15 protein-coding genes and 2 pseudogenes are annotated in these 14,141 nt (G+C 63.5%); 15 read left to right on the top strand and 2 right to left on the bottom strand.

Annotated features, from left to right (window positions below; all coding sequences use genetic code 11):
• Window positions 1-145: 145 nt before the first annotated feature.
• Window positions 146-394, bottom strand: a complete 249-nt coding sequence (locus XF30_RS00370) for a DUF5372 family protein (RefSeq protein ID WP_225130572.1) — start codon at window positions 392-394, stop codon at window positions 146-148.
• A gap of 47 nt (window positions 395-441) precedes the next feature.
• Between XF30_RS00370 and XF30_RS38985 the strand changes: the two are divergent.
• The 15 genes and pseudogenes from XF30_RS38985 to XF30_RS00295 all read left to right on the top strand — a co-directional run.
• Window positions 442-627, top strand: a pseudogene (locus tag XF30_RS38985) (IS21 family transposase); the annotation flags it as partial.
• Window positions 628-1,122: 495 nt separating this feature from the next.
• Window positions 1,123-2,214, top strand: coding sequence for an IS5 family transposase (locus tag XF30_RS00360; RefSeq protein ID WP_109141609.1), 1,092 nt, complete (start codon window positions 1,123-1,125; stop codon window positions 2,212-2,214).
• The gene (locus tag XF30_RS00355) at window positions 2,214-2,558 is read left to right on the top strand and encodes a hypothetical protein (RefSeq protein WP_109141608.1); all 345 of its coding nucleotides are present in this window, start codon (window positions 2,214-2,216) and stop codon (window positions 2,556-2,558) included. Before XF30_RS00360 ends, XF30_RS00355 begins: the two co-directional genes overlap by 1 nt.
• Before the next feature lie 289 nt (window positions 2,559-2,847).
• Window positions 2,848-3,054 (top strand): annotated as a pseudogene (locus tag XF30_RS00350) (MFS transporter); the annotation flags it as partial.
• Between the two features lie 292 nt (window positions 3,055-3,346).
• Window positions 3,347-4,345: a P-type conjugative transfer ATPase TrbB gene (gene trbB / locus XF30_RS00345; RefSeq protein WP_109141607.1), complete on the top strand. Its 999-nt coding sequence runs from the start codon at window positions 3,347-3,349 to the stop codon at window positions 4,343-4,345.
• On the top strand, window positions 4,342-4,683 hold the full coding sequence (locus XF30_RS00340; RefSeq protein ID WP_109141606.1) for a TrbC/VirB2 family type IV secretion system protein: 342 nt from the start codon (window positions 4,342-4,344) through the stop codon (window positions 4,681-4,683). The genes trbB and XF30_RS00340 overlap by 4 nt, the downstream gene beginning before the upstream one ends.
• The gene (locus XF30_RS00335; RefSeq protein WP_109141605.1) at window positions 4,683-4,958 is read left to right on the top strand and encodes a VirB3 family type IV secretion system protein; all 276 of its coding nucleotides are present in this window, start codon (window positions 4,683-4,685) and stop codon (window positions 4,956-4,958) included. Before XF30_RS00340 ends, XF30_RS00335 begins: the two co-directional genes overlap by 1 nt.
• A 7-nt stretch (window positions 4,959-4,965) precedes the next feature.
• Window positions 4,966-7,404 (top strand): conjugal transfer protein TrbE, encoded by a 2,439-nt coding sequence (gene trbE / locus XF30_RS00330; RefSeq protein ID WP_109141604.1) that lies wholly within the window; start codon window positions 4,966-4,968, stop codon window positions 7,402-7,404.
• Window positions 7,401-8,159, top strand: a complete 759-nt coding sequence (gene trbJ / locus XF30_RS00325; RefSeq protein WP_109141603.1) for a P-type conjugative transfer protein TrbJ — start codon at window positions 7,401-7,403, stop codon at window positions 8,157-8,159. The genes trbE and trbJ overlap by 4 nt, the downstream gene beginning before the upstream one ends.
• Before the next feature lie 10 nt (window positions 8,160-8,169).
• Window positions 8,170-8,490 (top strand): putative entry exclusion protein TrbK-alt, encoded by a 321-nt coding sequence (trbK-alt, locus tag XF30_RS00320; RefSeq protein ID WP_109141602.1) that lies wholly within the window; start codon window positions 8,170-8,172, stop codon window positions 8,488-8,490.
• A complete protein-coding gene (gene trbL / locus XF30_RS00315; protein WP_109141601.1) occupies window positions 8,487-9,848 on the top strand; it encodes a P-type conjugative transfer protein TrbL in 1,362 nt (453 codons plus the stop codon). The genes trbK-alt and trbL overlap by 4 nt, the downstream gene beginning before the upstream one ends.
• A gap of 3 nt (window positions 9,849-9,851) precedes the next feature.
• A complete protein-coding gene (gene trbF / locus XF30_RS00310) occupies window positions 9,852-10,541 on the top strand; it encodes a conjugal transfer protein TrbF (protein WP_109141600.1) in 690 nt (229 codons plus the stop codon).
• Window positions 10,538-11,617, top strand: coding sequence for a P-type conjugative transfer protein TrbG (gene trbG / locus XF30_RS00305; RefSeq protein WP_109141599.1), 1,080 nt, complete (start codon window positions 10,538-10,540; stop codon window positions 11,615-11,617). Before trbF ends, trbG begins: the two co-directional genes overlap by 4 nt.
• The gene (locus tag XF30_RS00300) at window positions 11,608-12,810 is read left to right on the top strand and encodes a TraB/TrbI/VirB10 family type IV secretion system protein (RefSeq protein ID WP_109141598.1); all 1,203 of its coding nucleotides are present in this window, start codon (window positions 11,608-11,610) and stop codon (window positions 12,808-12,810) included. Before trbG ends, XF30_RS00300 begins: the two co-directional genes overlap by 10 nt.
• Window positions 12,807-13,064 (top strand): DUF2274 domain-containing protein, encoded by a 258-nt coding sequence (locus XF30_RS00295; protein WP_091878502.1) that lies wholly within the window; start codon window positions 12,807-12,809, stop codon window positions 13,062-13,064. The genes XF30_RS00300 and XF30_RS00295 overlap by 4 nt, the downstream gene beginning before the upstream one ends.
• On the opposite strand, the gene XF30_RS00290 is transcribed toward XF30_RS00295, so the two are convergent.
• Entirely contained in the window at window positions 13,028-13,939 is a 912-nt protein-coding gene (locus XF30_RS00290) for a LysR family transcriptional regulator (RefSeq protein ID WP_225130575.1), read from the bottom strand. The genes XF30_RS00295 and XF30_RS00290 overlap by 37 nt on opposite strands.
• Between the last annotated feature and the right edge of the window lie 202 nt (window positions 13,940-14,141).

Genomic DNA, 14,141 nt, shown 5'->3' with positions numbered 1-14,141 from the left:
GGATCCTGTTTTTTGGCCTTCCCCAAGCCGGCACTATATGCTGATACTTTGCGAGAATATCCGATAAATCCGTCGTTTGGCAGCTGTGGAGCGGCGTCAATCCCTTTGCATGCGCGGCGTAATTCTCTTTACGCATGGTCGGACCTCAAACCCTCAGCGAGCCGATCCAGCGCGTCACAAAGGCCAGCAGATCAATGGTCCTAAAGGCTGCTCGAGCCGCGGCAATCAGCCGAAGCTCATCCACGGGATCGATGTCGGTCCAGGCGCTCGCAATCGTGCAAAGTCGTCCATTCTGCCCTTCATAGATCACCCGGTCTTCGCCCCAATGTCGCCGCCGGCAGATCAGATCGAACATGCGACCGCACAGCGGATGGAAGGGATGAGTGATCTGCACCTTTTGGCGGGTCGTACCTACACGGCCTGTAGTCGACGACTTTCTCCAAGGCCAAGGTCGAGCAGGCTGTCCTCATCGTCGAGCGCTGACTGCTCGGCCACCTGCGCCACCGGGTCTTCTACAGCCTTGCCGAAGTCAACGCGGTGATCGGCGAGTTGCTCACCAGGCCCAACGAGGAGCGGCCGATCCGGCGGCTCGGCGTGACGGCCGCCGGTTACTTGAGCTTGCGCCCCAGGTGATGAGCGCCTGCACACGCCCCATTGGATCAGACAACGCGGAACATTGCCCAGCAACTGGCACCAGCTGATTTCTCGACCGCTTCTTGCGTAGCGTAATTGCGCCTGTGGCATCGAGACCGACGACGTGGAGTATGTTCTCGAGATCGATGCCGATTGTGACAAGGTTCGTATTCGATATGGCCTGCGCTCCTGCTGCCGCCCCGCCGGGCTCAATCCACGTTGCCCCTGAGAGCGGGCGTGGTCCATGCCATTAACTCTCGACTACGCCTCGTACCATCGCCTCTGGAGCTTTGGTCGTCAAAGGCCCATTCTTGTGGACGTCCATCTGGTCTCTCCTCGGAACGCTGAACCTTCGCAACCTCAGCTTCCTCGGTTCAGACCAGATGGACAACCTTTTGAAACACCACATCTAGCAGGCTGTTGAAAAAGGCGCTCGCCGCGGACCGGCGACGGTGATTCATTGGCTCCGACGAGATTCGGAGATGGTGCGTGCGCGGCGGCGACAAACGAACGGGTGAGCTGTTCAGCTACGTTGACCTGGAGGCGCGGGTGCGGCGTGATCATCCGCTGCGGGCGATCCGGACGATGGTGAACGAGGCGCTGTCGACGCTGGAGCGTGAGTTTGCCGCGCTCTATTCGCCGATTGGGCGGCCGTCGATCCCGCCGGAGAAGCTGCTGCGGGCGATGCTGTTGCAGGCGTTTTATTCGATCCGCTCGGAGCGGCTCCTGATGGAGCGGCTGGAATACGACCTGCTGTTCCGCTGGTTCGTCGGCATCGGCGTTGACGACCCAGCCTGGGACCATTCGGTGTTCTCGAAGAACCGCGACCGGCTGCTGGAAGGCGACATCGCGGCGAAGTTCCTGGCGGCGGTGCTGGCGCAGCCCAAGGTGAAGAAGCTTCTGTCGAGCGATCACTTCTCGGTCGACGGCACGCTGATCGAGGCCTGGGCCTCGATGAAGAGCGTCAAGCCGAAGGACGGCTCGGGCGAGCCGCCGGCGCAAGGCGGCGGGCGCAATGCCGAAGCGAACTACCATGGCCAGAAACGCTCGAACGACACCCATGCGTCGACCACCGATCCCGATGCCCGGCTATACCGCAAGGGTAAAGGCAAGGAGACGAAGCTGTGCTTCATCGGGCATGGGCTGATGGAGAACCGCCACGGCCTGCTGGTTGACGCCTGCCTGACGCAGGCCGACGGGCACGCCGAACGGGTGGCCGCGCTGCACATGATCGAGCCTCTTGCCGACCGACCGACAGCGATCACGCTTGGCGCCGACAAAGCCTATGATGCAGAAGACTTCGTCAACGAGCTGCGGTCGATGAATGTGACGCCGCATGTTGCACAGAACACCAGCGGTCGTAGCTCTGCGATAAACGGGCGAACGACCCGGCACAGCGGCTACGCCGTCAGCCAGCGCATCCGTAAGCGGATCGAGGAGGCATTCGGCTGGATCAAGACGGTCGCGGGGCAAGAGAAGACCCGCTTCCGTGGCCGTGAACGCGTCGGATGGGCTTTTACCTTCGCTGAAGCCGCCTACAATCTGGTGCGGCTGCCCAAGCTGATTGCGGAGGCCGGCTGATGGCCAAGGTGCCTGGCTTCGCCAAGGCCTTTGCTGGCCGCTGGCGCATCGTCGAAATGGACAATTGGGACGGCGACTTCCTCGACCTCGTCGAAGAGGCGCATCTCACCTTCAAGGGCAAGTCCGACGGTGAAATTGCCTTCGGTGCGCTGAAGGGCTTCCTCGATGTCCGCTATGGCGCGCGAGACGGTTCGGCCTGCGCGGAGTTCTCATGGGAAGGGCACGATGAGAATGACCCCGCCTGCGGTCGCGGATGGGCTATGATCGGCACTGCGGGCAGGCTCGTCGGTCACTTCTACATCCACAATGGCGACGATTCAGCCTTCGTTTGCGAACGCGGCTGAGTTCTTCAACAGCCTGCTAGGGATCGCACCCGCAGTGACGCACGCCGCGAGCTCAGGTCCACGGTACAGCTCATACAGGGTCGATCACGGCCGAATCTACGGGCTGGTGGAGACGATCGAGCCCGGCGCGTGAGAAAGTTGGACAGACCAGAGTCTGTGCGCAGTGACCTAAAAGCCCCCTCATTTTTAGCGGGTGGCTAGTCCGTTTCGATCGCCCTAACATGCCGCCAGGCTGTGCAGATTACCCGCGCGCTGCGCTCGCCAACAATTGCCTTCGGAGTTCCTAAAAATGTCTGCCGATCGGCCGGCCACGCGGCTGGCGATGCGTCTTGCATTTTTTGTCGCTGGTTTTGGTATGGCGGCCTGGGGGCCGCTGGTGCCGTTCGCGAAGGAACGACTGGCGGTCGACGAGGGCGTTCTCGTTTTTCTGCTGCTATGCCTAGGTTTGGACTCGGTTCTCGCGATGTTTTTGACCGCCTTGTTGAGTGCGCGCTACGATCAGAACCAACGTTCACGACGCTCATGAAAAGCCAACCGCCAGGTTCGCCTGAATTGAGCGAGATTCTACCGTGAGCTCAATACGAGCGTGATCCGTGCTTTTTGAGAGCATATTGGCCGCAAAATTGACCGCTGAAGTTTGATGGGTACACGCCCCTGCAAGTATTTTTGCTCTGCTCTACGCCTGCGCCCTACGCCGGCTGAATACTTGTTGAACTGCCCCAGTTCATGCCTTTTCTATCCATCCCCGTCGCCGATCGCTTACCGCGATTGGCCATCGGGGGACGATCGTGGCGGGCACTTCACTCCATTCGGAAGCGTTTTCGCGTGGTGCACGCATGCTGCGCACCGCGCTTGGCCCTGCGATAGCGACTTTCCTCGAAGACCCCTCGATCGTCGAGGTGATGCTCAACCCCGACGGCCGGCTCTGGATCGACCGGCTGTCCGGCGGGCTGGAGGATAGCGGACGAACGATGTCCGCTGCCGACGGCGAGCGGATCGTGCGCCTGGTCGCGCATCATGTCGGCGCTGAGGTGCATGCCGAGAAGCCGCGCGTCTCGGCCGAGCTCCCCGAGACGGGGGAGAGGTTTGAGGGGCTTCTCCCGCCCGTCGTTGCGGCGCCGGCCTTTGCGATCCGCAAGCCCGCCGTCGCGGTTTTCACCCTGGATGACTACGCGGCGGCCGGCATCATGACGGCCGGGCAGGCGGGCCTGCTCCGCGAAGCCGTTGCCGCCCGCAAGAACATCCTGGTCGCCGGCGGCACCTCGACCGGCAAGACCACCCTAACAAACGCACTGCTGGCCGAGATCGCCGGCACCACCGATCGCGTGGTCCTGATCGAGGATACGCGTGAGTTGCAATGCCGCGCTCCGAATCTGGTCGCGCTGCGAACCAAGGACGGCGTGGCGTCGCTATCCGATCTTGTCCGCTCCTCCTTGCGTCTGCGTCCCGACCGGATTCCGGTCGGCGAGGTCCGAGGCAGCGAGGCCCTGGAGCTCCTCAAGGCCTGGGGCACCGGCCATCCCGGTGGGATTGGCACGATTCACGCCGGCACGGCGCTGGGCGCGCTTCGCCGCCTCGAGCAGCTCATCCAGGAAGCCGTCCTTACCGTTCCCAAGGCGCTGATCGCCGAGACGATCGATCTCGTCGCGGTGCTGCGCGGCCGTGGCAGCGAACGCCGCCTCGCCGAACTCGCCCTCGTCGCCGGTCTTGATCCCGCCACTGGCGATTACCGCGTCCAATCGGCCGGAGCGGGCGGCCAATCTTCGCTTCCCAAGGACCCATCATGATCCAGTTCCCTCCCGCGATCCGTGACGTTCGCCGCCGCTTCACCGAGCTCGCGGCAATTGCCTTCATCTCCATCGCTTTTGCCCCCGCGGCTTACGCCTCCGGCTCCTCGATGCCGTGGGAGACGCCGCTCAATCAGATACTGGAGTCGGTGCAAGGTCCGGTCGCCAAGATCATGTCGGTCATCATCATCACCGTGACCGGCCTGACGCTCGCCTTCGGCGATACCTCCGGCGGCTTCCGCCGGCTGATCCAGATCGTCTTCGGCCTGTCGATCGCCTTCGCCGCGTCGAGCTTTTTCCTGACCTTTTTCAGCTTCTCCGGCGGAGCCTTGGTGTAATGGCCGCGATCGTCGATCCGGAGGTGCCAGGCTTCTTCGCGCCGGTCCATCGCGCGCTCACCGACCCGATCCTGATGGGCGGTGCGCCCCGGACGGTTGCGATCGCCAACGGCACGTTGGCGGCCGCAATCGCGCTCGGCCTCCACCTCTGGATTCCCGGAGCGCTGATTTGGGCTGCGGGTCATGCCGCAGCCGTCTGGGCGGCCAAGCGCGACCCGCAGTTCGTGGACGTCGTTCGACACCACCTCCGCTATCCATCCTATCTCGGCGCGTGAGGCCTCCATGCTGAATCTTGCCGAATATCGCAACCGGCCCCACAGTCTCGCCGACTTTCTGCCCTGGGCCGCTTTGGTCGAGAAGGGCGTCGTCCTCAACAAGGACGGCGCGTTCCAGCGCACGGCGCGCTTCCGTGGTCCGGATCTCGACAGCGCGACGCCTGCCGAACTCGTCGGCGTGACGGCCCGCCTCAACAACGCGTTGCGGCGTCTCGGCTCAGGCTGGGCGATCTTCGTCGAGGCCCAGCGCATCGCTGCCCATACCTATCCGCACAATACTTTTCCCGATGCCGCATCAGCGCTGGTCGATCTGGAGCGACGGGACGCTTTCGAGGAGGCCGGAGCGCATTTCGAGAGCCGCTATTTCCTGACCTTCGTCTGGCTCCCGCCAGCCGAGGACGCCTCGCGCATCGAGGGCTGGCTCTATGAGGGACGCGCGCGGAGCGGCGTCGATCCTCATGAACTGCTGCGTGGCTTCGTCGATCGGACCAACCGCGTCCTGCAACTGGTCGAAGGGTTCATGCCGGAGGTGGCGTGGCTCGATGACGGCGATGCGCTGACTTACCTGCATTCGACCATCTCGACCCGGCAACAGCGCGTACGCGTCCCCGAGACGCCGATGCATCTCGACGCGTTGCTCACGGACGAGCCGCTCGCCGGCGGCCTCGAGCCGCGCCTTGGCCGCCACCACCTTCGCACGCTCACGGTGGTCGGCTTTCCGACCGCCACCCATCCCGGAATTCTCGACGAGTTGAACCGGCTTGCGTTCCCGTACCGTTGGTCAACGCGCGCGATCCTCCTCGACAAGACCGAGGCGGTGAAGCTGCTGACCAAGATTCGCCGACAGTGGTTCGCCAAGCGAAAGTCGATCGCTGCCATCGTCAAGGAGGTGATGACCAACGAGGCCTCGACACTGGTCGACAGCGATGCGGCGAACAAGGCCGTCGATGCCGACCTCGCTTTGCAGGAACTGGGCACTGACGACGTCGGCCAAGCCTACGTCACCGCGACCGTCACCGTCTGGGACGAGGATCCCGGCCTCGCCGCTGAGAAGCTTCGCCTGATCGAGAAGGTCATCCAGGGTCACGACTTCACCTGCATGCCGGAAGGCGTCAACGCGCTCGAAGCCTGGCTCGGCTCTCTGCCGGGGCACGCCTACGCCAATGTCCGTCAGCCGCCGCTCTCCACATTGAACCTGGCCCACATGATTCCGCTTTCGGCGGTCTGGGCCGGGCCAGACCGCGATGAGCATTTCCGCAGCGCCCCGCTGTTCTTCGGCAAGACGGAAGGCTCGACGCCGTTCCGTTTCTCGCTCCATGTCGGCGACGTCGGCCACACCCTGATCGTCGGCCCGACCGGCGCCGGCAAGTCCGTGCTGCTGGCGCTGATGGCGATCCAGTTCCGCCGCTATCGGAAGAGCCAGATCTTTGCCTTTGATTTCGGCGGCTCGATCCGCACGGCGGCGCTTGCCATGGGTGGCGACTGGCACGACCTCGGCGGCAGCCTGTCGAACAGCGCCGAGGATTCAGTCTCGCTTCAACCGCTCGCAAGCATCGGCGATGCGGCGGAGCGCGCCTGGGCGGCCGAATGGGTGACCGCGATCCTCGCCAAGGAGGGCGTCACCATCGATCCGACCGTGAAGGAGCACGTCTGGTCGGCGTTGACCTCGCTGGCGTCCTCGCCGGTCGAGGAGCGCACGATCACCGGCCTCACGGTTCTCCTGCAATCGACCGCGCTCAAGCAGGCGCTGCAACCTTATTGCGTCGGCGGCGCCTCCGGCCGCCTGCTCGACGCGGAGGCCGAGCAGCTCGGTTTTGCCTCGGTGCAGGCGTTCGAGACCGAGGGCTTGATTGGCGCCGGTGCTGCGCCTGCCGTCCTCACCTACCTGTTCCATCGCATCGAGGGACGGCTCGACGGCCGGCCGACCCTCCTCATCATCGACGAGGGGTGGCTTGTCCTGGACGATCCGGCCTTTGCGCAACAGCTCAGGGAATGGCTGAAGACGCTACGGAAGAAGAATGCGTCCGTCGTCTTTGCCACCCAGTCGCTCTCCGACATCGACGGCAGCAATATCGCACCCGCAATCATCGAGAGCTGCCCGACGCGCATCTTTCTGCCGAACGAGCGCGCGATCGAACCGCAGATCACCGCCATCTATCAGCGGTTTGGCCTAAACGATCGCCAGATCGAGATCATCGCGCGGGCGACGCCGAAGCGGGACTACTACTGCCAGTCCCGCCGCGGCAATCGGCTCTTTGAACTCGGCCTCGGGCCGGTCGCGCTCGCCTTCTGCGCTGCGTCCTCCAAGGCCGACCATGCCGCCATCGAACGGCTGCTCGCCGAGCACGGCCGCGACGACTTCACGGCCGCCTGGCTCGCGGATCACGAGCTGCTCTGGGCCGCCGATCTCATCCCTGACCTGACAAACCTGGAGGTGCAATCATGACGACTCATGACGTGCGGCGCGCTGGCTTGGCTGCTGCGACCGCTCTCTCGCTCACCTTGTCGATCTCGCCGCTTGTGACGGCGCCGGCCTCCGCGCAGTGGATCGTCTACGACCCCACCAACTTCAGCCAGAACGTCCTGACCGCGGCCCGCGAGCTGCAGCAGATCAACAATCAGATCCAGATGCTAAACAATCAGGCCCAGAGCCTGGTCAACCAGGGAAAGAACCTGGCCAACATGCCGTTGTCGACACTGACCCAGCTTCAGGCACAGGTCGCACGGACCCAGTCGCTGCTGAGCCAGGCCCAAAACATCGCCTTCAACGTCGAGCGCATCCAGACGGCCTATTCCACGACATACGGCACGGCGGCTGCGACGGGCTCGAATGCGACAATGTTTGCCGCGGCTCAAGGTCGTTGGCAGAACTCAGTCGGCGCCTTCGAGGACTCGCTGAAGGTGCAGGCCGGCGTCGTCGGCAATATCTCGACCAACTCCGGCGCAATGAGCTCGCTGGTCACCGCCAGCCAGTCGGCTAGCGGCGCCCTCCAGGCCGCTCAAGCCGGCAACCAGCTTCTTGCTCTGCACTCCCAGCAACTTTCCGATCTTGTCGCGGTTCTTGCCGCAAAGGGGAGGGCGGACGCGCTGGAGCAGGCGCGCGTGACGGCGACCGAATCGCAGGGCCAGCAGCAATACAGGATATTCTCGACGCGCAGCGGCTATCAGCCTGGCAACGTCACCATGTTCAGCGGCAACTGAGGCATCGATCATGGAGCGCTCGGATGTCCTTCGCGCAGGCGCGATGATCGTCGTGTTCGCAATTTTCCTTGCCGCGCTGCACGTCATCCACCGGCGTCCCGCGGAGCGCCCCATGTCCGACGCTCCCCCTGCCTCCACTCCCGATGACCTCTCGGCCGAGCTGCTCCGCTGCGCCGAGCTTGGACCTCAGGATGCCGAAGATGCGCACTGCCAGGCGGTTTGGAAGGAGAACCGCGCGCGCTTCTTCGGCAGGCCGGCGCGGCCAATTCTGCCGCAGGCCGCGCCGGCCACACAGCCAATGACGGGTGCTCCAGAGGGAGAGAAGCGGTGAACAACGTCGGCGTTATCGACACCTTTCTCAATACTTTCACGACCTACATTGATTCGGGTTTCGGTCTAATCAAGGGCGAGGTCACCTACCTGTCGTCGACGTTGATCGTCATCGACATCACATTAGCCGGTCTGTTCTGGGCTTGGGGCGGTGACGAGGACATCCTCCAGCGCCTGGTGAAGAAAACCCTCTACATCGGTTTCTTTGCCTTCATCATCACCAATTTCACCAAGCTCTCAGGGATCATTTTCAATAGCTTTGCCGGCCTTGGCCTGAAGGCAGGTGGCTCGTCGATCTCCGCTGCGGACTTCCTGCGGCCAGGCCGACTCGCGCAGGTCGGTCTTGATGCTGGGCAACCGCTGCTCGACGCAGCCAGCCAGATGATGGGGTTCACCAGCTTCTTTGCGAACTTCGTCCAGATTGCCGTGCTGATGGTGTCCTGGCTGTTGGTGCTGATCGCGTTCTTCATTCTGGCCGTGCAACTCTTCGTGACGCTGATCGAGTTTAAGCTGACAACGCTCGCTGGTTTCATCCTGATTCCCTTCGCCCTCTTCAACAAGACCGCCTTTCTCGCCGAGAAAGTGCTGGGCAATGTCGTCGCCTCCGGTGTGAAGGTCATGGTGCTCGCCGTCATCGTCGGCATCGGCACAGGTCTCTTCTCGCAGTTCACCACCGCCTACGCCGGCGGCCAGCCGACCATAGAGCAGGCGCTCTCTGTCGTGCTCGCGGCGCTTGCCATGCTCGGCCTCGGCATCTTCGGTCCCGGCATCGCGACGGGGCTTGTTTCCGGCGCGCCGCAGCTTGGCGCCGGCGCTGCCGTCGGTACCGGCCTCGCGGTCGCCGGTACAGCGATGGCGGGCGGCGCGTCCCTTGGGCTGGCCGGAAGGGGTGCGATGGCGGTGAGCTCCGGCGCTGCCGCCGCCGCCCGTGGTGGTGCAGCGACGGCGGGCAGCATGTCCTCCGGCTACAGCCTCGCGTCAGCCGGTGGGTCCGGAGCCGGTGGCGTCGTATCTGGTCTCGGTGGCGCGGGTCGAGCGGCGGCCAGCGCAGCGGCAGCTCCCGTTAGACGCGCCGCGTCGCAAGCAGCGGGGGCGATGAAGGAGAGCTTCACTTCCGGTGCCCGTGCCGGCGTCGCCAACACAGGCGGCTCATCGACCATGGGGACCATTGGGAGTGGGGAGGCGGCGAACGATGCAGCCGCATCTCAAGCAGCGGGCGAAAGCGGCCCGCCCGCCTGGGCCCGGCGCGTCAAGCGCAATCAGTCAATCGTTCACGGCGCTCAGACGGCCGCGCAAGCCCTCAAATCCGGCGACAGCCATGGCGGCGGCCATTCCGTCGAGCTATCAGGGGGAGAATAATCAATGTCAGTCTTTCGGCGATCGTCGGTGCGCTACGGCCGTACGCCCGAACCCGAAACGCCGTACCAACGCGCGGCGCAAGTTTGGGACGAACGCATCGGCTCGGCCCGCGTGCAGGCCAAGAACTGGCGGCTGATGGCGTTTGGTTCGCTGGTCCTGTCGTGCGGCCTCGCCGGTGGGCTCGTCTGGCAATCCACCCACGGCACAGTCGTTCCCTGGGTGGTGCAGGTCGACAAGCTCGGCGAGGCGCAAGCCGTCTCGCCCGCCGCTGCCGACTACAGACCAAACGATCCGCAAATTGCCTGGTATCTCGCCCACTTCATCGAGATCGTTCGCTCGCTTCCGGCCGATCCAATCATCGTGCGACACAACTGGCTGCAAGCTTATGACTTCACGACCACGGCGGGGGCGGCGGCGCTGAACGAATACGCCCGCGCCAATGACCCCTTCGCCAATCTCGGCAAGCAGCAGGTCGCCATCGACGTATCCAGCGTCATCCGGGCCTCGCCCGACAGTTTTCGCGTGGCCTGGGTCGAGCACCGCTATCAGGACGGCGCGCTCGCCGGCACCACACGGTGGACCGCGATCCTCACCATCGCGATCCAGCCGCCCACCGACGCCGATCGGCTGCGTAAGAATCCACTCGGCATCTACGTCAACGCCATCAACTGGTCAAAGGAGCTGGGACAATGAGCCCGCCGATTTTCTCGAAAGCCGGCGGTCCGGCTTCGTCTTTCTTCATCGTTCAGCAAAACCGGAAAGACGGCGATCCGCACTTCCGTATATCCGCCTTTGCGGCTTTACTGATATGCGCCTCGACACTCGGCGGCTGTGCGCACAATTTCATCCCGCCCGACATCAACTACGACACCGCGGAGCCGGCAACGCTGACCGCCGATCCGCCAGCGCCCGTCAAGATCGTGGAATTGCCCAAGCCGTTGCCGCTGCCTGGCCAGTTGAAACCGCTTGCTGCCAGCAAACGCGTGCCGGAAGCCGCTGACCCGAAGGTCCGCGTCAAACAGGCCAACGCCGCGGCACGGGTGCAGCCAGTCCGCAACGGCTTCATCAACGCGGTGCAGGTCTATCCCTTCTCGGGTGGAGCCCTGTACCAAGTCTATACGGCGCCGGGTCAGATCACCGATGTCGCCCTCCAGGAAGGCGAGCAACTCGTCGGCACCGGTCCGGTCGCTGCCGGCGACACGGTGCGCTGGATTATCGGCGATACCGAGAGCGGAGCGGGTACGACCAGGAAGATCCACATCCTGGTCAAGCCGACGCGGCCGGAACTGGTCACCAATCTCGTGATCAACACCGACCGGCGGACCTATCTCCTTGAGCTGCGCTCGACGGAGAAGACCTACATGGCCTCGGTCTCCTGGCAGTATCCTGAGGATCAACTCATCGCGCTTCGGCGGCAGAATGCAGCCGCTGAAACCGCAGCGCCAATCGCGGCCGGCGTCGATCTCGCCGCGATCAACTTCCGCTACGCGATCGAGGGCGATGATCCCGCCTGGCGTCCGCTGCGTGCCTTTGACGACGGGAACAAGGTCTACATCGAGTTTCCGAGCGGGATCGTCCAGGGCGAAATGCCGCCGCTGTTCGTCATCGGTCCGGCCGGCGGCTCCGAGCTGGTGAACTACCGCGTCAACCGCAACTACTACATTGTCGACCGTCTGTTTGCCGCCGCCGAACTGCGTCTTGGCGACAAGGACAGCGAGCGGCGCGTGCGCATTGTGCGCACCGACGGAAGGCCGCGCGCATGGCGATAGATGGCGAACACGAACATCAACGCGATATCCCGCCTGTCGCACCACCAGACCTTCGGCTCCGAGGCGAGCGGCCTCGTGTTACGCGGCTCTCGCGCAAGGTGCTTATCGGCCTCGGCGCGGTGTCTGCCGTCGCAATCGCGGGCGCGCTCGGCTACGCGCTGCAGACCGGCAACAAGCAGCAGACGGGCCAGGAGTTGCTCAGCACCCAGAACAGGCCTTCGGCCGAGGGCCTCGCCGCCTTGCCGAAGGACTATACCGGTCTGCCGCGTCAAGCGCCGCCGCTCGGACCGCCGCTGCCGGGTGATCTCGGCAAGCCCATCCTCAACGCCGGCGCCGCACCGAACACCACGGCAGCGACGTCTGATCCGGAGACCCAGCGTATGTCCCAGGAAATCGAGGCGGCACGGGTCAGCCGCCTCTTCGCCCAAACTGCTCAACAGCCGCAGGGCGTTGGCCAACTCATCCCAAATGCTCCCGCCGGGACCGCGACGACCGCGGCGGCGACACCGCCCGTCGATGCCGGATCCGCCCAGAACATGCAGGACCGCAAGATGGCCTTTCTCACTGCTGCGACGGACAAGCGCACGGTCAGTCCGGACCGGCTCGAGGCCAAGGCCTCACCTTACGTCGTGCAAGCCGGCACCGTGATCCCGGCTGCGCTCATCACGGGCATCCGCTCCGATCTGCCAGGGCAGGTCACCGCCCAGATCACGGAGGCGGTCTACGACAGTCCTTCCGGCAAATATCCCTTGGTGCCCCAAGGCGCCAAGCTGATCGGCCAGTACGACAGCTATGTGGCGTTCGGCCAGAGCCGCATTCTCTTGGTCTGGACTCGCATCATCATGCCGGACGGCAACTCGATCGTGCTGGAGCGCCAGCCCGGCGCCGACACCGGTGGTTATGCCGGCCTCGAGGACGAAGTCGATAATCATTGGGGCATGCTGTTCAAGGCCGCCGTTCTCTCGACCATGCTGAGCGTCGGAGCCGAGGCGGGAACGAGCCAGAATGAGAACAACCTTGTCCAAGCAATCCGTAGCGGTGCGTCCAACAGCATTAGCCAGACCGGCCAGCAAATCGTGCAGCGCCAGCTCAACATCCAGCCGACGCTGACCATCCGGCCAGGTTTTCCGGTCCGCGTCATCGTCACGCGCGATTTGGTGCTGGCTCCCTACGGACAAAAAGGTGCGCGATGACGAAGCTCAAGCTTGGACCACTCGAAGACGATAAACCGGTCAAGCTCACGATCGAGCTGCCGGCGGCGGTTTTCAGGGATCTCAAAAGCTACGCCGAGATTCTGACGCGTAGCGGAAGTGCGACGACGCCGACCGAGCCTGCCAAATTGATCGCGCCGATGATCGAGCGCTTCATGGCGACCGACCGCGCCTTTGCGAAGGCCCGGCGAAGTGCTGCTCAACTCTCGCCCGGGTCGGCGGAAAGATCTGGATAGCGTTCACGAATCAAGTCGAGAAACGGACGTACTAATGGATTGCCGTTGGACTGCCGCCAATAGACGCGGAAGCTCAGCCGCGTCGGTCCCTCGGCATCATGTACCTCCCGAAAGGTGACACAGGGATAAGTCGCGCCAGTCGCACTTTCCAGGGCGAGGAGAATACCGAAGTCCATGCCCACCAGGGAGAGAAGCCTGTCGAGCCCCACGTCATAGCGAAGCAGCTTGCAAGGATCGGAAGATCCTAATTTGCTGATAAGAAGCTTGAGGAGCTCCGGTCCGGGGCCACGCTGTGACATCAAAAGCTGTTCGCGCCGCAGCTCGCCCCAGTGAACTACGTCATGACTTGCCAGAGGATGTTTCGCAGGGAGGGCAGCAACAACACGTTCGCTCCAGAGCACCAATGACTTGCCGCTCCAATTCGGATTGGGATCTGCCACGACAGCGACATCGATGGCTGAGCTGGCGAGGTCCGAAATCAGATGCTCGCTCGCTCCGTCGACAAACTGTCTATCGACATCGGGAAAGCGGTGCCTGTGCTCGAGGAGGGTGGCTCGGAGATTGCCGGCTGACAGGGAGGTGTGGATCCCGATGGTCAACCGACCGCTCTCGCGACGCGAGCGGGTCTTGAGGCGAGCGGCCATTGCTTCAGATTCGCCTACGATGCGCCGGGCATCCTCGAGAAATTCTCGACCTTCCATCGTTGGTCGCGTGCCTCCGTTGGTACGCTCGAATAGTTTGCTGCCCAACGCGTGTTCGAGACTTCGTAGGCAGCGACTGAGCGTCGACTGCTTGATTCTAAGCGTCTCTGCCGCTTGACGGATGCTTCGATGCTGGGACGCAGCGATCGCCCAGCGTAGATCTCGAAATTCCACAGCCACGCTCGAAGCCCTATGGTGAGTTGTGGGACCAAGTGTTTTCTTGCCCCTCCATAAATTGTGTTGCGTCAGCTCCTACGACTTCGGCCGGAATACGTATTTCAACACCGAGGTTATTTCAAACGTTAGGATGCGCGATGGAAAAAGACAACTACAGGCTACTTACCGTCTGATGAATTCGGTTCTCTCTCTCTCTCTC

The sequence above is a fragment of the Bradyrhizobium sp. SUTN9-2 genome (assembly GCF_003122645.1).
Lineage (GTDB): Bacteria > Pseudomonadota > Alphaproteobacteria > Rhizobiales > Xanthobacteraceae > Bradyrhizobium > Bradyrhizobium yuanmingense.
Note: the sequence above shows the minus strand (reverse complement) of the source record. Positions and strands in the feature narration are given on the sequence as shown.